At 64.7% G+C, this 21,951-nt stretch carries 21 protein-coding genes and 2 pseudogenes; 14 read left to right on the top strand and 9 right to left on the bottom strand.

Annotated features, from left to right (window positions below; all coding sequences use genetic code 11):
• Window position 1 precedes the first annotated feature (1 nt).
• The 5 genes from QLH51_RS05460 (at window position 2) to QLH51_RS05440 (ending at window position 5,007) form a co-directional block, all read left to right on the top strand.
• Window positions 2–1,063 (top strand): pyridoxal-phosphate dependent enzyme, encoded by a 1,062-nt coding sequence (locus QLH51_RS05460; protein WP_125656743.1) that lies wholly within the window; start codon window positions 2–4, stop codon window positions 1,061–1,063.
• The gene (locus QLH51_RS05455) at window positions 1,048–2,334 is read left to right on the top strand and encodes an ATP-grasp domain-containing protein (protein WP_125656829.1); all 1,287 of its coding nucleotides are present in this window, start codon (window positions 1,048–1,050) and stop codon (window positions 2,332–2,334) included. The genes QLH51_RS05460 and QLH51_RS05455 overlap by 16 nt, the downstream gene beginning before the upstream one ends.
• The gene (locus QLH51_RS05450) at window positions 2,331–3,158 is read left to right on the top strand and encodes a Rossmann-like domain-containing protein (protein WP_125656746.1); all 828 of its coding nucleotides are present in this window, start codon (window positions 2,331–2,333) and stop codon (window positions 3,156–3,158) included. The genes QLH51_RS05455 and QLH51_RS05450 overlap by 4 nt, the downstream gene beginning before the upstream one ends.
• A complete protein-coding gene (locus tag QLH51_RS05445) occupies window positions 3,148–4,371 on the top strand; it encodes an MFS transporter (protein ID WP_125656749.1) in 1,224 nt (407 codons plus the stop codon). Before QLH51_RS05450 ends, QLH51_RS05445 begins: the two co-directional genes overlap by 11 nt.
• A 471-nt stretch (window positions 4,372–4,842) precedes the next feature.
• Entirely contained in the window at window positions 4,843–5,007 is a 165-nt protein-coding gene (locus tag QLH51_RS05440; RefSeq protein WP_164516115.1) for a hypothetical protein, read from the top strand.
• Here the strand turns inward: QLH51_RS05440 and QLH51_RS05435 are convergent.
• The 3 genes and pseudogenes from QLH51_RS05435 to QLH51_RS05425 all read right to left on the bottom strand — a co-directional run bounded on the left by QLH51_RS05435 (window position 4,988) and on the right by QLH51_RS05425 (window position 8,675).
• Window positions 4,988–6,108 (bottom strand): annotated as a pseudogene (locus QLH51_RS05435) (IS3 family transposase). The gene QLH51_RS05440 and the pseudogene QLH51_RS05435 overlap by 20 nt on opposite strands.
• Window positions 6,109–6,249: 141 nt before the next feature.
• On the bottom strand, window positions 6,250–7,182 hold the full coding sequence (locus tag QLH51_RS05430; RefSeq protein ID WP_125656752.1) for an AEC family transporter: 933 nt from the start codon (window positions 7,180–7,182) through the stop codon (window positions 6,250–6,252).
• Window positions 7,179–8,675 carry an FAD/NAD(P)-binding protein gene (locus QLH51_RS05425; protein ID WP_125656755.1) on the bottom strand — a complete coding sequence of 499 codons (1,497 nt, stop codon included), beginning with the start codon at window positions 8,673–8,675 and terminating at the stop codon, window positions 7,179–7,181. The genes QLH51_RS05430 and QLH51_RS05425 overlap by 4 nt, the downstream gene beginning before the upstream one ends.
• A gap of 358 nt (window positions 8,676–9,033) precedes the next feature.
• Here QLH51_RS05425 and QLH51_RS05420 point away from each other — a divergent pair, with 358 nt between their 5' ends.
• From QLH51_RS05420 to QLH51_RS05385, 8 genes and pseudogenes are all read left to right on the top strand, one after another.
• Window positions 9,034–9,432, top strand: a complete 399-nt coding sequence (locus tag QLH51_RS05420) for a (R)-mandelonitrile lyase (protein ID WP_125656758.1) — start codon at window positions 9,034–9,036, stop codon at window positions 9,430–9,432.
• Window positions 9,422–9,907 carry a (R)-mandelonitrile lyase gene (locus QLH51_RS05415; protein WP_125656761.1) on the top strand — a complete coding sequence of 162 codons (486 nt, stop codon included), beginning with the start codon at window positions 9,422–9,424 and terminating at the stop codon, window positions 9,905–9,907. Before QLH51_RS05420 ends, QLH51_RS05415 begins: the two co-directional genes overlap by 11 nt.
• A gap of 32 nt (window positions 9,908–9,939) precedes the next feature.
• A complete protein-coding gene (locus QLH51_RS05410; RefSeq protein WP_125656764.1) occupies window positions 9,940–10,845 on the top strand; it encodes a LysR family transcriptional regulator in 906 nt (301 codons plus the stop codon).
• A 232-nt stretch (window positions 10,846–11,077) separates the two neighbouring features.
• On the top strand, window positions 11,078–11,845 hold the full coding sequence (locus QLH51_RS05405) for an SDR family NAD(P)-dependent oxidoreductase (protein ID WP_125656766.1): 768 nt from the start codon (window positions 11,078–11,080) through the stop codon (window positions 11,843–11,845).
• 31 nt (window positions 11,846–11,876) lie between these two features.
• Window positions 11,877–12,197 (top strand): carboxymuconolactone decarboxylase family protein, encoded by a 321-nt coding sequence (locus QLH51_RS05400; protein ID WP_125656769.1) that lies wholly within the window; start codon window positions 11,877–11,879, stop codon window positions 12,195–12,197.
• Between the two features lie 3 nt (window positions 12,198–12,200).
• Window positions 12,201–12,443, top strand: coding sequence for a tautomerase family protein (locus QLH51_RS05395; RefSeq protein WP_125656772.1), 243 nt, complete (start codon window positions 12,201–12,203; stop codon window positions 12,441–12,443).
• Between the two features lie 12 nt (window positions 12,444–12,455).
• A complete protein-coding gene (locus QLH51_RS05390) occupies window positions 12,456–12,983 on the top strand; it encodes a carboxymuconolactone decarboxylase family protein (RefSeq protein WP_241217906.1) in 528 nt (175 codons plus the stop codon).
• 15 nt (window positions 12,984–12,998) lie between these two features.
• Window positions 12,999–13,220, top strand: a pseudogene (locus QLH51_RS05385) (carboxymuconolactone decarboxylase family protein); the annotation flags it as partial.
• A 67-nt stretch (window positions 13,221–13,287) separates the two neighbouring features.
• On the opposite strand, the gene QLH51_RS05380 reads toward QLH51_RS05385, so the two are convergent.
• The 6 genes from QLH51_RS05380 to moaA form a co-directional block, all read right to left on the bottom strand.
• The gene (locus QLH51_RS05380; RefSeq protein WP_125656775.1) at window positions 13,288–14,055 is read right to left on the bottom strand and encodes a glucose 1-dehydrogenase; all 768 of its coding nucleotides are present in this window, start codon (window positions 14,053–14,055) and stop codon (window positions 13,288–13,290) included.
• 51 nt (window positions 14,056–14,106) lie between these two features.
• Complete coding sequence (locus QLH51_RS05375; protein ID WP_283514422.1) at window positions 14,107–15,336, bottom strand: multidrug effflux MFS transporter; 1,230 nt, start codon at window positions 15,334–15,336, stop codon at window positions 14,107–14,109.
• A 151-nt stretch (window positions 15,337–15,487) separates the two neighbouring features.
• Window positions 15,488–16,396, bottom strand: coding sequence for a LysR family transcriptional regulator (locus tag QLH51_RS05370; protein WP_125656776.1), 909 nt, complete (start codon window positions 16,394–16,396; stop codon window positions 15,488–15,490).
• Between the two features lie 48 nt (window positions 16,397–16,444).
• Complete coding sequence (locus QLH51_RS05365) at window positions 16,445–18,847, bottom strand: membrane-bound PQQ-dependent dehydrogenase, glucose/quinate/shikimate family (RefSeq protein WP_125656777.1); 2,403 nt, start codon at window positions 18,845–18,847, stop codon at window positions 16,445–16,447.
• A 102-nt stretch (window positions 18,848–18,949) separates the two neighbouring features.
• Entirely contained in the window at window positions 18,950–19,468 is a 519-nt protein-coding gene (locus QLH51_RS05360) for a cyclophilin-like fold protein (protein ID WP_206428957.1), read from the bottom strand.
• 2 nt (window positions 19,469–19,470) lie between these two features.
• Complete coding sequence (gene moaA / locus QLH51_RS05355; protein ID WP_125656838.1) at window positions 19,471–20,484, bottom strand: GTP 3',8-cyclase MoaA; 1,014 nt, start codon at window positions 20,482–20,484, stop codon at window positions 19,471–19,473.
• A 264-nt stretch (window positions 20,485–20,748) separates the two neighbouring features.
• Between moaA and QLH51_RS05350 the strand changes: the two genes are divergently transcribed.
• Window positions 20,749–21,945 carry an MFS transporter gene (locus QLH51_RS05350; protein ID WP_241217908.1) on the top strand — a complete coding sequence of 399 codons (1,197 nt, stop codon included), beginning with the start codon at window positions 20,749–20,751 and terminating at the stop codon, window positions 21,943–21,945.
• The last annotated feature ends 6 nt before the right edge of the window (window positions 21,946–21,951 follow it).

Here is a 21,951-nt window from a genome sequence, read left to right as displayed (position 1 = left end):
GATGATGTTCGATCATATAGCCGACGCCATCAAGGCGCCAGCGGTCATCCGGCTTGCCCCGAACCTGTACCTCGCCCGGTTCGAGACGATGAAGGTATATTCGACGCTGGTCGCCGTGAAGACGCTGCTCGATCGCGGTCTTGTACGCCCCGGCGACACGCTGCTCGACAGTTCCAGCGGCATCTACGCCTATGCGTTGGCGCTGGCCTGCCACAAGTTCGGCATGAAGTGCCACATCGTCGGGTCGCAGACGGTCGATCGCACCCTGCTCGTCCAGCTTCAGATCCTCGGGGCGACGGTCGAGCAGGTGCCGGCGCTGGCGACGCTGAAGCTCGACCAGAGCCGGCGGGTCGAACGGGTCGCGGAACTGCTGGCCGCGCATCCCGGCACGCACTGGATGCAGCAGTATCACGATGACATCCATTATCTCGGCTACGAACCGGTGGCCGCGCATGTCGCCACCATGCTCGACGTACGCCGGCTGACGCTGGTGGGGTCGGTCGGGTCGGGCTGTTCTACCGGCGGGTTGATCACGGCATTGCGGCGCCACGACCCGACGGTCGCGATGATCGGCATCCAGCCGTTCGGCAGCGTCACCTTCGGCAGCGAGCATGTCGCCGACCCGGGCATCATCATCGCGGGGATCGGCAGCTCGATCCCCTTCCGCAACGTGCGGCACGAACTCTACGATGCGATCCACTGGGTCTCGTTCGACGCCGGCATGGCTGGCGCCGTGGCCCTGCTGCGTGACCACGGCATCTTCGCCGGACTGTCAAGCGGTTGCACCTATCTGGTCGGGCTGGATGAGGCGCGGCGTCACCCCGACCGTGACATCCTGCTGATCGCGCCCGACACCGGCCATCGCTACATCGACGCGGTATTCGCGCGTCATAGCGAGGCGATACGGCCCGACGCGCTGGCACCCATCATGATCGAGACGCTGGACAAACTGGCGTTGCCTTGGTCGGCGCTCGCCTGGAACCGGCGGCAGTTCGGCGACGTGCGGGGCGCTTCTTTCGAGTTTCCCATGAACGAAGGACAGGAACCATGGCGCATCTGTTGATGCTGGAAAGCTGGGTGGGTGGGACGGGTCGGATCTTTCCGCCAGCTATCACCGCGCGCGGGCATCGCTACACGTTCGTGACCCGTAACCGCGAGCATTATCGCGACCCTCATACGCGCGAGATCCATCCGGTCATCGATCATGCCGATCATGTGCTGACGACCGAGACGAACGACGTGCCGGCGCTCATCGATTTCCTGCGTGCGCAGCACGCCATCCTGCAGTTCGATGGCGTTGTCACCATCTGCGATTATTATATCGACACGGTCGCGCAGGTCGCGCAGGCGCTTGGCCTGCCGCAGGGTTTTTCCTCGAACGTGGCCGCCGAACGCCGCAAGCACTGGGTGCGCGGCGCGATCGATCGCGCCGGACTGCCCAATCCGCGCTTTGGTACGGTGCATTCGTGGGAGGAAGCCGTCTCGATCGCCCGGGGGATTGGCTATCCGCTGATCCTCAAGCCGTCTGACCTCGCGTCCAGCGCGTTCGTTCGGCTGGTGCGCGACGAAGGAGAATTGCGCGCGGCGTTCGACGCGCTGGCCGCCTTTCCGCGCAACTTCCGCGATCAGGCGCGCGAGCCGTTGTGGCTGATCGAGGCGTTCATGGATGGCGAGGAAGTCAGCGTCGAGGCCGTGACCTTCGCGGGCGAAACGACGATCCTCGGCATCACCGACAAGAGCATCACGGGCTTTCCGCACTTCATCGAGGACGGACACATGTTCCCCGCCGGCCTCGACGACGCGACAGGCGCGGCGGTTACCGCGCTCGTCGGCGATGTATTGAAGGCGGTGGGGCACGATCATGGGATCAGCCATACCGAGGTCAAGCTGACGCCCGATGGCCCGCGCATCGTCGAAATCAATCCGCGACCCGGCGGCAATTATATCGTTGAGCTTGTCGAGCGGGTTACTGGCATCGATCTGCTGGCGGTGCAGATCGATCTCGCGCTCGGTCGGCAGCCCGACCTGACCCGCCGGCGTAACGATGTCGGGAGCGCCGCGATCAAATTCCTGGTGCCGCCACGCGCGGGTACGATCGAGGCGATCGATCGGCGCGAGACGCTGGACTCGGATCCCGCGATCGCGCGCCATGCCGTGCCACCGATCGCCGGGATCGAAGTTCCGGCTGCGATCGATAACGGCTGCTACCTGGGTCACGTCGTGGCGGTCGATCCAGCTGGAGGCGATGCGCGCCGGCTGGCAGAAGCGGCCGTCGCTCGCCTTGACCTGCGCTACGCCGATGCGACTGCATCGCAACCGGGAGTTGCCGCATGACGGCCTCGTTCGAGCGGACGACCGTCGATGCACTGATCCAGGCGGTGCTCGGCGGCGCCTTCGGCGCCGACCCGGCCGTCGTGCCGGTCATCGGCGTCTTCTGGGTAGCGCAGAGCACGCGTTTCCCTGGCACCAGTCAGACCTATCGTAATTATTATCTGCTGCTTCGCGCGGGGGCCCATTTCGGAGCGTGTTGCGTCGAGCGGAACCAGTTCGACGCGAGTATCGCCGACGAGTTGGCGGGATCGACGATTGCCGATCTGCTTCATGATGCGCGCCTTCCGGTTCGTATCGCGGCGCTGGACGCGTACCTCGCTGGTCAGCGGCCGCACGACGCCGACGGACGTTCGCAACGTGTCATGTTGCCCTTCGGCGATCCACCTACACGTGCCGTCGCCCGCGACGAGGCGATCGTCCAGCTTCTTCGGATTGCGCCCGGCACGAAGGTGGGGCTTATCGGTGTCGTTAATCCGCTGGTCGCGGCGATCAAGGCGCAAGCTGGCGTCTGTCTGCCGTGCGACTTCAACATGGAGCGGACGCAGGACGGACAGCCGGTCGTTGCCGACATGACCGGGGTGCTCGAAGAGGCGGATATGCTGCTCGTGACCGGCATGACCCTGGGCAACGGGTCGTTCGACCGGATTATCGCGGCGGCACGCCGGCGCGACGTTCCACTGGTCGCCTATGCCCAGACCGGCAGCGCGATCCTTCCACAATTTCTGGGTCATGGGCTGACCGCCCTGTCCAGCGAGCCGTTCCCCTTCTCGCAGTTCAGCGGTGATCCGACGCCCATTTACCTCTACCGGCACGATCATGGCGGCTGATGCTGTGTCGCTGGACGAGCGGGCGAGGCGGCGGGCGCTCAACGCTCTTCTCGTCTACACGTTCTTCATGGTGGCAGGGTTCACCATGGTGATGCCGCTCGTCGCGGTTCACTTCGTCGATCGGATCGGCCTGACCGCAGCGGCGATCGGTGCGGCGCTCGCGGTTCGGCAGATCACGCAGCAGGGACTTGCCGTCTTCGGCGGCGCGCTGGCGGACCGGATCGGCAACCGCCCGATGATCGTAGCGGGCGTGTTGCTGCGCGCCCTTGGCTTTGCGGCGCTCGGTTTAGCCACAAATATGCCGACGTTGTTCGTTGCGATGCTCGTCTCCGCGCTTGGTGGCGCCTTGTTCGAGGCACCGTACCAGGCCGCTATCGCCAGCCTGACCACGGACGCGAACCGAGCACGCTACTACTCTATCAGCAACACGATCAGCGGGATTGCCACGACCGGTGGCCCGTTGCTGGGGGTAGCGCTGTTGAGGTTCGACTTCCGCATCGTCTGCCTTGCGGCAGCAGCGTGTTTCGCCCTCAATGCCGTCGTCGCCTTGCTGCTTCCGCGCCTGCCGGTCCCAGCGGAGGCGCCACGTCTAGCTCAGGGCTTCCAACTGGTGTTGCGCAACCGCCCGTTCGTGCTGCTGACGTTGATAATGATGGGCTACTGGTTTGTTTCGGTCCAGATCAACATCACGTTTCCGCTGCTCGTCGTGCGCCTGACCGGCTCGGAAGACGGTATCGGCGTGATGTTCGCGTTATCAGCCGCAATGACGATCCTGCTTCAATACCCGGCGATGCGCTGGCTCGAACGGCGCTTGGCGACCGAACAAATCCTGATTGTGGGCGTGATCCTGATGGCGGTCGGCATGTCAGTGATCGCGTTCGTCGACAGCTTCCCAGCCTTTCTTGTCGCGGTAGCCGTATTTTCCTTCGGCACGCTCCTGACGCGCCCGACGCAGCAGACCATCACTGCGGGCCTTGCCGATAGAAATGCGTTGGGAACATTTCTCGGCTTCAATTCGCTGGCCATGGCGGTCGGCGGCGGCATCGGTAATTTCCTCGGCGGCTGGATGTTCGATATCGCTGGCCGGATAGCAACTCCGATGCTCCCCTGGCTGGTTTTTGCATCGGTCGCCCTGTTCACCGGTCTTGCGCTACGCGCGCTTCTCCCCCGAGAGATGCCTGCGGCTTCGGTTAGCGGTACCTCGGGCGGCTAAAATTGGCTTGGCGCGCGCCGCTGCCCGCCGTTTGTGAGTTCGGCGCTGCCGTACGGTCGGCTGTGCCTCATCCAGTTGCTCAACGATCTCGTCCATTTTTATCTGCGCATCCTGATCGACATCGCGCTAATTGATGTCGCCTATGGACAGGTCCGCGTGGCGATCCGGGTCGGACTACTGTCGAACATTAGTCTGACCGCTGCTAAGCTGGGCGGGAGGACGGGGTTAGAGGCCAATTCGACGGGTATCGCAGTTGAACCCAGTTCCAGCGCGTCCCACCACGTCTGTGATTATATTGGGGTGCCGCAGGGGGTGGGTGCCAAAGTTCCATGGAGGAAATCGAGCGAGCACAACTACTTACGGTGCCTAAAGCCGAGCCGTCTCTGTCGCTCGAGTTCACCCAGTCAGGCGCTTCGCGATTTGCCGAAGCCATAACGGGTCTCGTTCCAGTCGCGGAGGAGCTCTAAGGTGATGCTCGATATCATCGTATCGCGAGGGCGTGTCGCCGATCGTTCGGCCCAGACGATCGTCGGCGCGAGGCTTGCCGGAGCCGAGGCCAACTACTATGCCGCACAGAAGGAACTCGATATGGCGGCATGTGACGTGCTCCCCATTTTCAGGCCGCTGATAACTTAGCTTCGGTGTCCTCATGCCCGTGGCGTGGGCGGTTGGTAAACTCGGCGGGTGCCATGCCGCCAAGGCTGCTGTGCGGACGCACGGTGTTGTAGTCGGTCCGCCATGCCTCAATGATCCGTCTCGCCGCAGCCAGCGAGCGGAACAGGTGCTCGTTCAGACACTCGTCGCGCAAGCGGCCATTGAACGATTCCACGAAGCCGTTCTGCTGCGGCTTGCCGGGCGCAATGTAATGCCGCTCAACGCCGGTGTCCTAGCACCAGGCGAGCACGGCATGACTGGTCAGCTCGGTGCCATTGTCGCTGACCACCATGCACGGCAGCCCGCGACGCTCGGCGATGGCGGCGAGTTCGCGGACGACACGCCGACCTGATAATGAGGTGTCGACGATGCACGCCAGGCACTCCCGGCTGTAATCGTCGATGACGTTGAGGACGCGGAACCGCCGGCCGCAGGCCAATGCATCCGACACGAAGTCTAGCGACCAGCGCTGGTTGGATTCCTGCGGGATCGCCATCGGCGCCCGCGTGCCCAGCGCCCGTTTCCGGCCGCCACGCTTGCGCACCGTCAGCCGCTCTTCGCGATACAGCCGGTACACCTTCTTCAGGTTCATGCCCTTGCCTTCACGCCTGAGCAGGATTGCCAACCGGCGATAGCCGAACCGGCGACGCTCGTTGGCGAGCTCGCGCATCTGCTCGCGGACAGCATCGTCCTTCCCGCGAAGCGGCTCATATTGCCATGCCGACCGGTTGACCCCGATCAGCCTGCAGGCGCGACGCTCGGAGAAGCCGTGGTCGGTCATCAGCTTCTCCACCGGAGCGTAGCGATCCGCAGGCCGGGTCAGTTTTTTCCCAGCAGATCCTTCAGCGCCGACACGTCCAGCATCGACTCCGTCAGCAGCTTCTTCAGCCGCCGGTTCTCGTCCTCCAGCGTCCGCAACCGTGCCGCCTCCGACACGGTCATCCCGCCGTATTTCGACTTCCAGTTGTAGAACGTCGCATCGCTGATGCCGTGCTTCCGGCACAGCTCGGCGGTCTTTACGCCAGCCTCGTGCTCACGCAGCACGCCTATGATCTGATCCTCGGTAAAACGGCCTCGCCGCATCGCTCGTCTCCATATGACGAGCTAACTTACCTATGGCATGATTTCCGGGGAGCACGTCACCGCCCCCGCCACAGGCGTATGGACACCGAAGCTAGGTTATCAGCGGCCCGAAAACGAGGAGCAGGTCAAGGGGAACCGCGATTACGTCGTCGGCATGGCCGAGTGAAAGACGCCCACGACCAGCAGCACGAGGACGAGGGATACGGCGCTCGACAGCGCGACAAGGATCGCCGCCGATTTGCGGTTCGTGTCGAGGAGGGTCGCGAACAGGGTCACGTTGCTGGCGATCGGGAACAGGGCGACGAGCCCGACGATCACGCGGTCGCGTGGACTCAATACACCGACGAAGGCCGCTTCGAGTGCGAGCGCTGCGCCGAGCAGTATCACGCCGGCGACCTGCCTGACTGCGAGGATGCGCGTCATCAGTCTTGGCCGCCAGTCGTCGCGGCCGGTTTCGGCAAGGTTGAGGCCGATCACCGCCATGCCGAGGACCGACACCAACGTGCCGGCGATCGAGACGATCGGCGCTGCCGCTTCAGGCATCGTGACGCCGCCCCACTTTGCCAGGAGCGAGCCGATGACCACATAGACGAGGGGCACCCGCAACGCCTTGGTGGCGGCCTTGCGCGTACCTTCCTTGGTACGCGCGATAAGGAAATACCCGATCGTGTTGCCGTACAGCGCGCTGCCGATATACGCGCAGATCACCGTCGATACGCCGATTTCGCCGAACAAGGCCTGGCTGACGGGCACCCCGAAGAACGCCACGTTGAAGAACGAAAAGGATGCCGACAGCAGTCTGGGATCGAAGTCGTCGCCGAGCCGCTTGGCCAACCGATATGCAGGGATGCTCATCAGGGCCGAGACCACGAACATCAGCGGTGGTATCACCATCAGCTGTTGCACTTCCGCGCCGAGCACCTTGTCGATGACCAGCAACGGGATGAGGCCGAAAACGAGTGCCTTCGAGCACAGCTTTGCCGCCCAGGGAACGCGGGAGCCGACAGCCCAGGCGAGCAGGATCACCCCGTAAAGCGGCAGGAGTGCCGCCGCGATGTTACTGATCGCGCTCATTGTTGGCGCAGGATATCGTCGACCGCACGACCGGCGCATTCAACGTTGAACCAGACAGCGTTGGTGTCGCGCAACTCGCCGTTCAGCAATTGGCCGAGCGCGTACAACCGAGGTGCGTCGCGCGTGGCGGATATGATCCGACACGTCGCCCGGTGCGCGATGGCCCCGCCGACCGGATGAGGTTGTAGCCATTCCTTCGCGAGTAGGTCCTTGATCAGCGTCTCCTTCATCTCGTCGAGCGCGGTTGCCTGACCGGTGGCGTTGACGACGATCGGCGTGTTGAGCGTATCGCCATTATCGAACCGGACCGTGAAGCCCGCACCGGTCTCGTTGACAGCCGTCTCATCGATCCGCCCGCGGACACTGAGCAGTCCGCGCGTCATCGCATCCGCCAATCGCCGTGCGTTCGTCATCGGCGTGACGAAGCGCGCCGCAGCGAAATGCGGCGCCAGCCACTGCCCAAATCGTTTCTGGTCGGCGGGGCGCAACAGGTTCCATATCGCCGTTGAATCATGCCGCGCGGCGGTGAGAATACGCTGGAACGGTTCGTCTCCGGCTTCCGCTGCGGCAATGTCGTGCAGCAAGGCCGCCTCAGCGTCACCGTCGTAGCGGTCCTCCGCGTGCCAGTCGATCGCGCGTCCGGCAGCAATCTCGGCTTCAAGACGAAAGAGGCGAAACAGGTCGACCACCGAGAAGGCGCTGCCCCGCTCGCGAATCAGCCGATGGACGTTTTCCAGCGTGAGGTGCTTACGGTCATAGCCTGTCTCAGGCGCCGGGATTTCAACGCGCGGCAGCATCCCCTCCTTCGATATCAGGTGGATGTGACCGCGATGCCCATCGTCGAGCAGTGTCATCACCGCGTCGATCGCACTCAGACCGCTGCCGAGAATGACGACGGATTGATCCCGCTCGATCCCCTCGGTCATGCGGTGGGAGGGATACGGAGAGTCGAAGTAGCCGGGCGTACTGTTCAAATTGCCGAACCGATCCGGATCGGGCGTGCCAATCGTTAACAGGACGACGTCCGTCGCGATCGTCGTCCCGTTCGCGAGCCGAACCGTCGCCGCGGCATGATCGCCCTCGATGGCGATAGCTTCTTCGCGGTGGACCTGGACATCGATCCCGGCGGAACGCGCCTGATCGAGCGCACGGTCGAGAACCTCTTGCATGTAGACGCGGTATTCGCGGCGCTGCGGGTATTCGACGCCATCGGGATCGAGCGGGGAGCCGGATGCCGCGCGCCGCGCCTCAAGCCAGGTTCGGAAATGACCGGGCTCGCGGTTGTAGAGTCCCATGAGCCGGGATTCCGTGTTCAGAAGATGGCCGGGCTGCGCCGTGCCGAACGCCAATCCGCGCGCAAGTTCATCGTCACGCTCGACCAGATGGACCTTCCACCCGTCGCCTGGGTCATAGCATGACCGTGTGACAGCTTCGGCGAACGCAGCGACGCCACAGGCGCCCATGCCGACAATAGTGAGTGTTTTCGGCATCATATCCCGTTCTGTGGAGAACAGCCACAACGCTCAGGCGCTCGTCGGTGCCACGGAAAAAGTGAAATAATTCTCATGCACCGCCAATGGTCATCGTTCGAGGACGCTCGCTAGCCAAGTTAGTAGCTTTCGGTCGTCTCCGAGGTTTGTAACCGCCGCCTTATGGCCAACGATACCGAGGTCGCTTAGCGCACAGGCGAGGCCGTACAGTCGAATATTTCCAGCGTATTTAGGGTCGGGTGTGAATGGCCCGCTCCACAATACTGATTAAGCATTCAATGCTGCAATGAATGAGGCTCAATGATACCTTGGTGTGACTGAACGTTGTGTCGATGCGTCATATGGCAAACAGGAGATAGCTATGAAGATCACACGTAACGCATCGACGCCGTCGATGCCGGGGCAAGTTCCCGCCAATTTTTCCGGCACTGTTCGCATCGACAACATGGCGCAGCCCAATTCGCCGGGCCGGGCGTCCACCGCGGTCGTGACGTTCGCTCCTGGCGCGCGCACGGTGTGGCACATGCACCCGGCCGGTCAGACGATCGTCATCACCGCGGGCAAGGGGTGGGTTCAGCGCGAAGGCGGGCCGCGCGAGGATGTCGGCCCGGGCGACACAGTGTATTTCGACGCCGGCGAACGGCATTGGCATGGCGCCACGGCAACGACCGGGATGAGCCATATCGCGATCACGGAAAGCGTTGACGGCAAGAATGTCGACTGGCTCGAACCCGTGACGGAGGATCAATATGCGCACTGATTGGCTGAGGGTGCTGGGGGCACTGCCGATCGCGGCGACACTGCTGGCTGGGGCATCGGTCGGACAGGCGCAAACCGTCGTACGGCGCGATTCCGTCGGGGCCAAACCGGGACCCGCCAAGACCTTCACGGGTCGCGTCACCGTGCGAATGCTGACGAGGCCCACGCTCCCCGGACAAGCCGGAACCGCACTGGTCGCTTTCTCGCCCGGCGCGCGGAGCAACTGGCATACGCATCCGGCGGGTCAGACACTTTACGTCACCCAAGGATGTGGTTGGACTCAGGAAGTAGGCGGGCGCGTCGCGCGCATCTGCCAGGGAGACATTGTGTACGTGAAACCGGGCGTGCGCCACTGGCACGGGGCAACCGCGACGTCGGGCATGAGCCATCTCGCGATCAGCGAAACGCTTGCGGGCAAGAACGTCACCTGGCTCGAGCCAGTAACGGACGCGCAGTTCAAGGGGCCGCAACGCTGAGCGCGTTCGACCATCGGCAGACCGGCCAGTCGATGTTGCCCAACAGGGCGGATCTCGCCGATTTCGCGTATGTGCTGGCGATCGCCCGACACCGGAATTTCCGTCTGGCCGGGCTGGAGATGGGAGTGAGCGCGTCCGCGCTCAGCCATTCGCTTAAGGCGCTCGAGGGGCGTCTGGGCGTACGCCTGTTCAACCGTACGAACCGATCTGTCACGCTGACCACAGCTGGCGAAGAACTGCTCGCGGCAATCAATGCACCGTTCGAGGCGATCGGGCAGGCTGTCGAGAACCTTGGCCGGTTCCGGGACAAGCCGGTGGGACACATCCGCCTCAACATCGTGGCAGACGCGGCCACGCTGCTGCTCGGGCCCGTAATGCCCGTGTTTCTCGATCGCTATCCCGATGTCGCGGTCGATATCGTCGCCAGCAACCGTCTGGTCGATGTCGTCGGCGAGGGGTTCGATGCCGGGATCCGTTATGGCGGCACGGTGCCCGAGGACATGATCGTGCAGCGGCTGTCGCCGGACCTGCGCTGGGTCGTCGCCGCGTCCCCCGTCTATCTCGACCGGTTCGGCGTCCCGACCCGGCCGGAGGACCTGCGCGATCATCGCTGCCTCGGCGTGCGGCTGGGGGACGATCGTATCTATCAGTGGGAGTTCGAAGGCCCCGAGGGAGAGTTCGCGATCGCGTTGCCCAGCCGCGTCACGGTGAACGAAACGCCGACGATGCAGGCGATGGCGATCAACGGCGCGGGCATGATGTACGGGATCGAACCCGCCTTCGCCCCCCACATCGCACAGGGCAGCCTGCGGCTCGTGCTGGAGGACTGGTCGACGACCGGCCCCGGATTCCATCTCTATTATTCCAGCCGCCGGCAAGTGCCGGTCCCGCTCCGGCTGCTCCTCGACCTGATCCGGGAGCTACGGCCCCTCGGGTGACGATCCCGTCGATCGATGAACCAGCTTCATCGGCGCATGTACGCAACAGCCGGTAATCAGCGGCGTGCGTGAGCACCATCTGAATAGCGAAGGCGTACTTCGCCGCTTCGGAACAAGGACTGAAAATGACCGTAGAGGTTTTCGGCATTATCGCCAGTGAACACTCGCTCCACGCGAAGGACGTGACGTACCGCGTCGTCAACGATCACGCGACAGCTGGAGGACTGAAGCCATGAACCCGGTTTATGACTTCAAAGGCCAGGTAGCTTTCGTGACGGGTAGCGCCTCGGGGATGGGCCTCGCGACCAGCAGAGCGTTTGCCGAAGCCGGCGCCGCGGTTGCGTTGATCGACGCGAACGACGCCGCGCTTACCGCCGCTGCACAGGCGCTGAAGGACGAGGGGCATGACGTCCTGCCGATCCTCTGCGATGTTTCCGACGAAGCACAGGTTCGCGATGCGGTCGCCCGCACGGTCGAACGTTTCGGCCGGCTGGACATGGCGTTCAACAACGCCGGTATCCAGAGCGACGCCAAGGAACTCGCGCAGGTCGCCATGACGGATTATGACCACATGCTCGGCATCAACCTTCGTGGTGTGTTCGCCTGCATGAAGTACCAGCTCGCCCAGATGCAGCAGCAGGGCAGCGGGGCCATCGTGAACTGCTCGTCGCTTGGTGGCTTTGTCGGCGTGCCGGGGCGCGCCGCCTACCATGCCGCCAAGCACGGCATTCATGGAATGAGCAAGAGCGCCGCGCTCGAATATGCGCCGCTGGGCATTCGCATCAACGTCGTCGCGCCCGGCATCATGGATACGCCGATGGTGGCGGAGATGAAGCAGGCCGAGGCGGGCGTCATCGAAGAAATGATGCGCGACGTGCCGATCAAGCGCCTCGGGCGGGCGGAAGAAGTCTCGGCGGCGGTCCTGTGGCTCTGCAGCCCCGCCGCCAGTTTCGTCGTGGGTCACGCGCTCGCGGTCGATGGCGGCTATGTCGCCCGCTGATCCCCAATAATCATCACACGGAGAAGACCACATGGCAAACGAACCGACCAACGCACGCGATACCTTCGGCGATATCGCACCCAAGCTTGCGGAGATTACCGACAAGGTTCTGTTCGGCGACGTCTGGGCGGACGACACGCTGTCGCCGCGCGACCGCAGCCTCGTCACGATCGTCAATCTGGTTGCGCTGTATCGGCACAACGAGCTCGGCTTCCACCTAAAGAAGGGGATCGAGAACGGCCTGACGCACGACGAGATCATCGCCGCGATCACGCATACTGCCTTCTATGCAGGCTGGCCGACCGCGATGACCGCGATCCAGGCGGCGCGCGACGTCTTCAAGGACAACTGAGCCATGCCGCATGTCCTGGTAAGCGTGGTGGCGGGGTATTCCCTCGCCGCCCGGCAGGCGCTTGCGGCGCGGATCGTCGCTGCCGGTACCGACACGCTCGATAGCGAGGTGGACGCGTTATCGGTGGCGATTCGCGACGTTCCGGCGAGCGACTGGATGACCGCCGTCTACGCGCCGGAGATCGCGCCCCATGAAGACCTGCTGCTCAAGCGGCTTGGCTACGGCCCGCTCACCCCTCAATCGTAGAAGGATAAACGCATGCGGATCGTCGTACTGGCTCTGATCGCCACCGTGATACCGGCCTCCGCGACTGCGCAGACAGCGCATGCGGTACAGTCGAAGGCGCCTGAAACGATGCGACGGGTCGCGCCGGCTCTGGCTGACTATACCGACCGGCTGTTGTTCGGCGACGTCTGGAAACGGCCGGCGTTGTCGCCGCGCGATCGCAGTCTCGTGACGATCAGCGCGCTCAAAGCGACCGGCAAGATCGAACAGCTGGCGAGCTACTTGGGGATGGGGCTCGACAACGGACTGACGCCGGTCGAGATCGGCGGGCTGATTACTCATCTGGCCTTTTACACGGGCTGGCCGAACGCGGTGTCGGCGTGCGAGGTCGCGGATCGGGTGTTCGCCAAACGCAGCATCGCGGCAACCGCGCTTCAGCCGGCGCGCACCGCGTTGCTGCCGGTCCCGGATAGCGATGCGGCGCGGGCGGCAACCGTGACTGATACCGTGACGCCGATATCGCCATCGCTTGCACAGCTGACCAACCAGCCGCTGTTTTAGGACCTTTGGCGGCGGACCGACCTGCGTGCGCGAGACCGGAGCTTTGTGACGATCGTGGCGCTCACCGCGAACGGCGATGCCGACCAGCTCGGTTTCCATCTCACCCACGGCATCGACAATGGTCTGACCCGCGCCCAGCTCGGCGAAGCGATGGCGCATCTGGCATTCTATGCCGGCTGGCCGAAGGCGTTCTCGGGCGTCGCCGCGCTACGCAAGCTGGACGCGCCCGGCACCTAAATCGCACCAGGCCCGCATACCGGATGGACCATCCCGCCGCTTCGGGACTCGGGATGGTCCATCCGTGTCAGCTCGCCGTAAATCCGCCATCCACCGGCAGCGCGACGCCGTGAACGAAGCTGGCACCGGGGCTTGCCAGCCAGAGCACCGCGGCGGCGACCTCCTCGGCACGGCCGAGACGACCGATCACCTGGAGTCGGAAAATCTCGTCCATTGCGTCCGGCTGGGTGGTTTTCATGTCCGCGACCATCGGCGTATCGATCGCACTGGGGCAGACGCAGTTGATCCGCACGTCACGGGCAGCATAGCGCAAGGCGGCGCTCTTGGTCAGGCCGACGACGCCGAACTTGGTAGCGTTGTAGGCCGCCAGATCGGCCTGTGCGACGAGACCGCCGGCGGACGCGTTGTTGACGATCGCACCATGTCCCTGCGTCCGCATCTGTCGCAGCTCGTGCTTCATGCACGCCCAGGTGCCGCGCAGATTGATCGCCGCGACCCGGTCGAAATCGTCCGCCGACTGATCGGCGAGGTCGACCGCGGGCGCCTGGATGCCGGCGTTGTTGAAGGCCATGTCGAGCCGGCCATAGGTTTCGACTGTACGAGCGATTGCCGCCGCGACCTGATGCTCGTCCGTCACGTCGCAGGCAAAGCCGATTGCACGACCGCCCGCCGCGACGATGCCGTCGGCTGCGGCTTCCGCGGTATCGGCGCGGACGTCAGTCAATACGACCGCCGCGCCGGCCGCCGCGAACGCCTCGGCGGTGGCGCGGCCCAGGCCCTGGCCCGCGCCGGTGACGAACGCGACCTGTCCGGTGAAAACATAGCGGGGGTTCATGCTGTCTCTCCTGATGTCCAGGCACGAGATGGGCGGCGTCACCGTCCGCGATTAGACCGGCGTGGCTTGATGCGGCAGTGACGCTGCCTCAATGCCGCCACCTGAACCGCGTCGCCGCCGGGTCGTCCGCAACGTGACGATGAAACTCGCCGTACCCAGCACGGCGATCACGACACCCATCGGTCGGGGCGTGCCATCGGCGAACCAGCCCACCAGTGCCGAGCCGAAGATGCCGCTGCCGAACTGGATCGCGCCGACGAACGCCGATATCGCCCCCGAGCGGTCCGGATTGACGGCCAGCGCGCCCGCCATCGCGTCGGCGACGAACAGGCCGTTTGCGGACAGGAAGAAGAACAGCGGCAGGACGAGTCCCCACAAACCGCCGACGCCGGTCGTCGCCGCAGCACCCGCCCAGAGTCCCGAGACGCCGACCAGCGTCGCACCCCAGCGCAACATGTAGTCGCTGCCCATCCGGACGACGAAGCGCGTATTGAGGAGGTTGAGCAGCATCTGGCCGATGATGCCGAGGCCGAACAGGAAGCCATAAGCCTGCGGTGCCACGTGGTAATAGCTGATATAGGCGGTCGGCGTGCCGGCAAGATACGCGTAGAGGCCGCCATAATAGCATCCGCTGGCGATCGCATAGCCCATGATCATGCGACTTTTCGCCATCAGCCAGTAATTGCCGAGCACCGCGCCCAGACCGATCGTCGAGCGTCGCTCGCGCGGCAGGCTTTCCGGCAGGCGCAGTACCGCCGCAAAGATCGCGATCCCCAGTACCACCAGCAGCCAGAAGATCAGCCGCCACGATCCGATCAGCAGCACCTGGCCGCCGATCAGCGGGCCGAGCAACGGGGCAATGCCCATGACCAGCATCAGGGTGGACAGCAATTGTGCGGCCCGGTCGCGCCCATACAGGTCGCGCGCCATCGCGCGGGCGAGAACGGGACCGGCACAGGCGCCGGCCGCTTGCACGATCCGCCACACGATCAACTGCGCCACGCTCCCCGCGAGCGCGCAGCCTGCCGAGCCGATCATGAACAGGACGAGCCCGAACAGGATGGGGGCGCGGCGACCGAAGCGATCGCCGATCGGTCCCCAGAAGAGCTGGCCGAGACTGAAGCCAATCAAAAAGCTCGACAGCGTCAGTTCCACGCTACCCTGGCTGCCGCCGAGCGACTGGCCCAGCGTAGGCATGGCAGGCAGATACAGATCCGTGGAGATCGACGCGAACGCCATCAGCGCGCTGAGAATGGCGACAGTTTTTGCAAACGAGGGCAGCGTTGCGCGGTCTAATGCCGCCCGATCGGGCGTTGCTGTTTTGAGGGACGGTGATTGTAAAGCCATCATCCTATCTAAGGGCAGGCACGCCTCATGCGACGGCTGCCATGTTCATTGCCGCGTGAAACATCTCTCACCGTCGGGGCTGCCGCTAGAGCCCCAACGGACGCATCTCGCGGATGAGCTCGATCAACAGCCTGAGACCCGTCGGCACCTGGCGACGGCTCGAATAATAGACGTGGTAGCCGGGGCCCATCGTCGCCCAGTCCTCAAGCACCAGCCGCAGCTCGCCCCGCGCGAGATGGGGGGCGAACGATGCTTCCATCCCGTACATAAGGCCGGTCCCTACAAGTGCCATGGCAAGCATGGCCCGCCCGCCATTGACGAGGATCTTGCTCGGCACGGGGACGGAGAACTCGCCCTCGGGACCTTCGAACTCCCACCGATAGATATGCGCGTTGCCGAGACGAACCCCGAGGCAATGATGGTGTTTTAGATCGGACGGATGCTGCGGAACGCCAAACTTCTCGAGATACGCGGGGGACGCGACGACCACCCAGCGAAGCTCGCCCGACAGCCGCTGTGCCACCATGTCCTCAGGTACCGTTCCGCCGTACCGGATCCCGGCGTCGAAGCCGTCGTCGATGACGTCGGTCATCTGGTCGCTGGCGGCAATATCGATCTCGATATCGGGATACCGCTCGATGAAGACTGGCATGATCGGCGCCAGCAACAACGGTGCGGCCTCCGCGGCAACGTTGAGGCGGACCCGCCCGGTCGGCGCATCGCGATAGCGATTGAGGCCCTCGACCGCCTGATCGATCGCGCCGAACGGTTCCGCCACCTTGTCGCGCAGTTCCTCGCCGGCTGCGGTCAGCGTGACGCTGCGGTTGGTACGATGCAGGAGTCGGACGCCGAGCCGGGCCTCGAGTCCCTTCAGCGCGTGGCTGAGTGCGGACGCGCTGACCCCCAGTTCGAGCCCGGCAAGCCTGAAGCTTCGATGCCGGGAGATTGCGAGGAAATAGGTGAGGTCGGCAAGATCGGATCGACTGGTCGGCATGGGGTATCCTGCGCTCTGTAGCGTCACCTCGCAAGCGAAGTGGGAAGATCAGCGCGGCGGGAGCGCAAAGGCGACGATCTTGTTCGCAAGCTTCGTCTTGAGCGACTGGTTGCCGCCGGCGGCGATCACCACGAACTGACGACCGCTTTTCGGGCTCGTGTACGTCATCGGCGACGCATTGGCCCCGCCGGGCAGGCGGGCCTGCCACAGCTCGCGACCGGTCCGCACATCGAGTGCGCGCAGCGTGTTCTCGGCGGCCGCGCCGACGAAGACCAGCCCGCCACGGGTCGTGACCGATCCGCCGGTGAGCGGCGTTCCGATCGTGATCGGTAGCATCGAGGGGATGCCGAGCGGTCCGGTATCGCGCGCCGAGCCGAGCGGCTTCGACCAGATCAGCTTGCCGCTCGTCAGGTTCACCGCGCCGATGAACCCCCAGGGCGGCGTCGTGCACGGTATGCCGAGCGGCGAAAGGAACGGCGTACCATAGGCCCCATAGGGCGTGTTCAGCATCGGCCGCTGCGCATCGCCGCCGGGGGTCTTGCCGTCGTTGAGCTTGAACTTGCGGCGTTCGGCTTCGGCGCGGGTCACGACCTCGACCCGATCGGCGGTCCGCATCCATGTCACCACCATGATCCCGTGATCGACGTCGATCGAAACGCCGCCCCAGTTGATGCCGCCCGACGATCCCGGATCGAACAGCGTCGGCCTGTCGAGCGCGGACGGCGTCATGTGACCGGCATAGCGCGAGCGGCGGAACTGGATCCGGCAGAGCATCTGGTCGATCGGCGTCGTGCCCCACATGTCCTTTTCGCGAAACGCACCGCCGCGGAAGGCGGGAAGGCCGGGCGAGAAGGGTTGCGTCGCGGACAGCCGGTCGCCCGGTGTGACGCTGTCCTGTGGCATCGGGCGTTCCACGACCGGCAGGATCGGCCGCCCGGTTCGACGGTCGAGCACGAACACCTCGCCCCGCTTGGTCGGCTGGATAAGCGCCGGCCTTGCGCCGCCTGCGATCGGCAGGTTCACCAGCGTTGGCTGCGCGGGAACATCATAGTCCCAGATGTCGTGATGCGTCGTTTGGAAACGCCAGCGCAGTCGCCCGGTTTCCGCGTCCAGCGCCACGACGGCATCGCCCAGTGTATCGTCGAACGGCCGACGCTGACCACCGTAATTGTCGGGCGTCGATCCGCCCATCGGCAGGTAGACAAGACCGAGCGTCTCGTCCGCGCTGATCGGTGCCCAGCTGTTGGGCGACGACGGCGTGTAGGTCTGGCCAGCGGGCGGAGCGCCGATGCGGTTCGGATGCCCGGGATCGAACGCCCAGGCCAATTGGCCGGTGACCGCGTCGTACGCACGGATCACGCCCGATGGTCCGTGCCAGAACTGGTTGTCTGGAATGCCACCGCCGACGACGACCTTGCCGCGAATGATCTGCGGCGCGGAACTGACGTAATACTGCCCTTTGGGATAACGGCTGATGTTGGCGTTGAGGTCGATCGCCCCGGCTGTGCCAAACCCTGGGCAGGTGCCGCCGGTGCGCGCATCCAGCGCGACGAGCGTCGGCACTTGGCTCGCGCCATAGATCCGCTCGGCGCACAGCCCGGTCGCGCCAGGCACGCGGTAATAGGATACGCCGCGGCACGGCTTGCCGGCTGACGGGATGCCGGGCGCCATGTCGTGGACCCAGCGCGCGCGGCCATCCTCCGCGTCGTAGGCGAGGATACGGTTATTGCCGCTGCACGCGTACAGCGTGTCGCCGATCATGATGGGTACGGTTTCCAGGCCGTTCTTAGGGCCCGGACCGACCGGCCCCGCATCGACGGTCCAGGCGACCTTCAGATCGCGCACGTTGGCCGCGTTGATCTGGGCCAGCGGGCTGAAGCGGGTACCGCCCTGGTCATTGCCGAACGCGGTCCATTCGCCGCGACCGATGCTCGCGAGCGGGCTGGCGAGCAGTCCGGGCGGGGAAGGCTGGAGGCCACGGCGCAGCCATCCCGGCTGGGGATCATCCGGTCCCATCGCATGCAGCGCGAGACCCGCGACGGTCGCGAGCGCAAAACCTGCCCCGGCGATAGACAGGGTGCGACGCGCGCTGCGGTGACCTTCCGGCAATCCGCGAACGGGCGGCAGGAACAGAAGCAGTCCAAGAGCCAGCGGCGCAAGCAATCGGGGCACGAGCTGCCAGCCATCGATGCCGACTTCCCAAAGGCTCCAGGCTAACGTCCCGGCGATGAGCACGCCGTAGACGATCCGCGCGTGACGGTCGCGTCGGAATGCCAGCCACCCGGTTGCCAGCAACGCCAGTCCGGCGATCGGGTAATAGAACGAGCCATGATCGGCGGCGAGGATGATGCCGCCGATGAGCAGGGCCAGCCCGACGATGCCAAAGGCCGCCGTCACCCCGTATCGTATATATCGGGCGATCAGGCCCTGGTTGCGCTCCGTCGTCGCCATCGTGCTGAAACTCCCCCCGTCTATCGCAGACGCAAGGCCTCAACGTCTTGATTTACACTGATATGCATTACCTGTGTGCAACGAAAGCGTGAGGAACGTTCATCACTCGGATGGGCGGCGTACCGCGGGCGCGGCGTTGTACCGTCGAATCGTGACCTTCACGGCACCGGGCTTGGCAAGGTCGGCATAAGGATCGTCGATCCGACCGAGGATCACGAGTCCCGGCGAGTGCGGACCGTCCTTGTAATACAGCACGATGTTACCCCAAGGCGCATAAAACCCGATCTCCCCGGCACGAGGGGTCACTGCGGCGGGGGCGCCGTCACGGGTCAGCGGGCGGGGCAGGGTAGCGACCTTTTCCGTTGCCGCGTAATCGGTCAGCGTCAGGTCGAGCGGAAGTTGCGCGAGGAAATCGCGGGCCGAGGGGGTGTCCGAAATCTGCGCGGTCCATTTATGGGGCCCGGCATCGATCTCGATCGTCGTCATTTTTCGTACCTCGCTCGCGCTGGTTTTGCTGGAGTTCACCGTGTTGGTCGCCGTCGCGTTCGCGGCGGGTTGGCCACATGCCGCCAGCAGCGCCAGCAGACAAATAAGAGGCCGTCCGGCCGCAATAGTGGGCATCGTCATCCTCCCGTCACGCTCATGTGGCGCGTTGTGGCCGGAGCAGCGCCTGCGCCGATCCGGAAGTCGTGGCGGCGCGGCTTGGTGGCCAGCGCATCGGCGATAGCCGCATCGAGCGCGGGGATGTCCCCGTCGCGCAGCGCCGCCTTGAGATCGTGCGAATCGTCCTGGCCTAGACACGTGTACAGCTTGCCCTCGGTCGTCAGCCGCACCCGGTTGCAGCCGTCGCAGAAATTTGCCGTCAACGGCGAGATGAAGCCGATCCGTGTCGTGCTGTCGTCGACCCGCCAGTAGCGCGCGGGACCGCCGGTGCTGACCAAATCGCGTTCAAGCCGGAAGTGCGCGTTCAACTGCGCTTGCACGCCGGTCAGCGGCAGGAACCGGTCGGTACGATCCTCGCCGACGTCGCCCAGCGGCATGGTCTCGATCAGCGTCAGGTCATGGCCCTCCGCGATGCACCAGGCGAGCATTGGCGCGATCTCGTCTTCGTTGAAGTCCTTCAACGCGACCATGTTGATCTTGACCGCCAGACCTGCAGCGCGAGCCGCGGCGATACCCGCCATCACGCGGCGGAGATCGCCGGTGCGCGTGATGAAGCGGAAGCGATCGGGATCGCGGGTATCGAGGCTGATGTTGATGCGACGTATGCCGGCTATTGCCAGGCCGGCTGCATGCGTGTCGAGCCGCGTTGCGTTGGTTGTCATCGTCAGTTCGTCGAGCGCACCGCCCACATGACGACCGAGACGGTGAACCAGATCGATCACATCGCGGCGAACGAGCGGCTCACCGCCCGAAAGCCGGACCTTCCGCACGCCACGTGCAATGAAGCGCTCCGTGATGATGGCGAGCTCGTCCAGCGTCGCGAGCTTCGATCGCGGCAAGAATGTCATATGTTCCGCCATGCAATAGCGGCAGCGCAGGTCGCAGCGATCGGTGACCGAGACGCGCAGATACCGTATCGTTCGGCCATGACCGTCGACCAGCGGCGCGTTGGCCAGCGTGTTCGTGGTGGCCATAATCAGTCGGTCGCCGGTTGTGTCGCATGATGCGTCATGATCGTGTCCTCGCCCGGCATCTGTGCCGACAATCGAAATAATCACCGTTTCGAACGTGGACAACGCGGCTGCGCGTTGATGACGTGATGAGCGGCGTTCAGCTTGTATCCGGCTCATCCGGGCGTTGAGCAACCGCCATGCCGCGATCGCCCGGCTGGCTCGTATATGGTCCGATCCCATGATTTGGCACGTCGATCACTCGGCGGTCGCAACGAAGGTATTTCCTTGCAGAGCGAACCCCATGCGCAAGCCGAGAGCGATACGCTCCCCGTCGGCGCGCTCGTTCTGCTGGCCCTGACCGGGTTCACCGCGATCGTGACCGAGACGCTACCGGCTGGCCTTCTGCCCCAGGTCGCCGATGATCTGTCCATTTCGCGTGCACTCGCGGGACAAATGGTAACGGTATACGCCGTGGGGTCGGTGGTGGCAGCCATCCCGCTCGTCAGTTTCACGCAAAGCTATGCGCGCAAACCGCTGTTACTCGCGGCGATCGTCGGCCTGCTCGTGTTCGATGTCGTGACGGCCTTGTCGCACAGCTATGCGATGACTCTCGTCGCGCGGTTCGCGGCAGGCGTTGCGGCCGGGCTCGGCTGGGGCATCCTTGGGGGCTATGCCCGCCGGCTCGTCATCGATCGGTTGAAGGGGCGGGCGCTCGCGCTGGCGATGATCGGCACGCCGCTGGCGCTGTCGGTCGGCGTGCCGCTGGGCACGTTCGCGGGCGGTGTGATCGGCTGGCGAACCGCCTTCCTCGTGCTGGCCGCGCAGGCGCTGTGCCTCGCCGGCGCAGTCGCGTGGAAAATGCCTGACAGCGCCGGGCAACCGCGTGAGCGCAAGCTTTCCAACCTCACCGTGCTGCGGATGCCGGGCGTCGCGATGATCCTTGCCACCGCATTTGCATGGGTGACCGCGCACTACATCCTCTACACCTATGTCGCGCCCTATGCGGAATGGGCGGGCGACGGTGACCGGGTCAGCCTGCTGCTGCTGGTGTTCGGCTGCGCGGCACTGGCGGGGATCTGGATCGCCGGCGCCGCGGTGGACGGCCATTTGCGCCTACACGTCTTGGCCAGCCTCGCGGTGTTCGCTGGCGCGACGGCGGTGCTCGGCTTCCTCCCGCACACCGAGGGCGTGATCCTGGTCGGTGTCATCTTCTGGGGGCTGACATTCGGTGGCGCTGCGACCTCGGTACAGACGGCTGCTTCCGATGCGGCGGGCGAGGGCGTCGATATCGTCGGGGCGATGCTGACCACGGTCTGGAACGTGAGCATCGCGTGCGGCGGCGCGATCGGTGCGCTGATCTATCGCAGCGTGGGCATTCAGGCGTTCTTCCCGACGATGCTGGTCCTGCTGAGCGCCGGCTTCGTAGTCGCCTACGCCTCGTCGGCCAGCGGGTTCCGGCCGGGTGCTCGCACCGCGCGCTGAGAAGGC

The organism is Sphingomonas sp. 2R-10, assembly GCF_030062225.1.
Classification (GTDB): domain Bacteria; phylum Pseudomonadota; class Alphaproteobacteria; order Sphingomonadales; family Sphingomonadaceae; genus Sphingomonas.
This window is presented reverse-complemented; position numbering and strand designations above follow the sequence as displayed.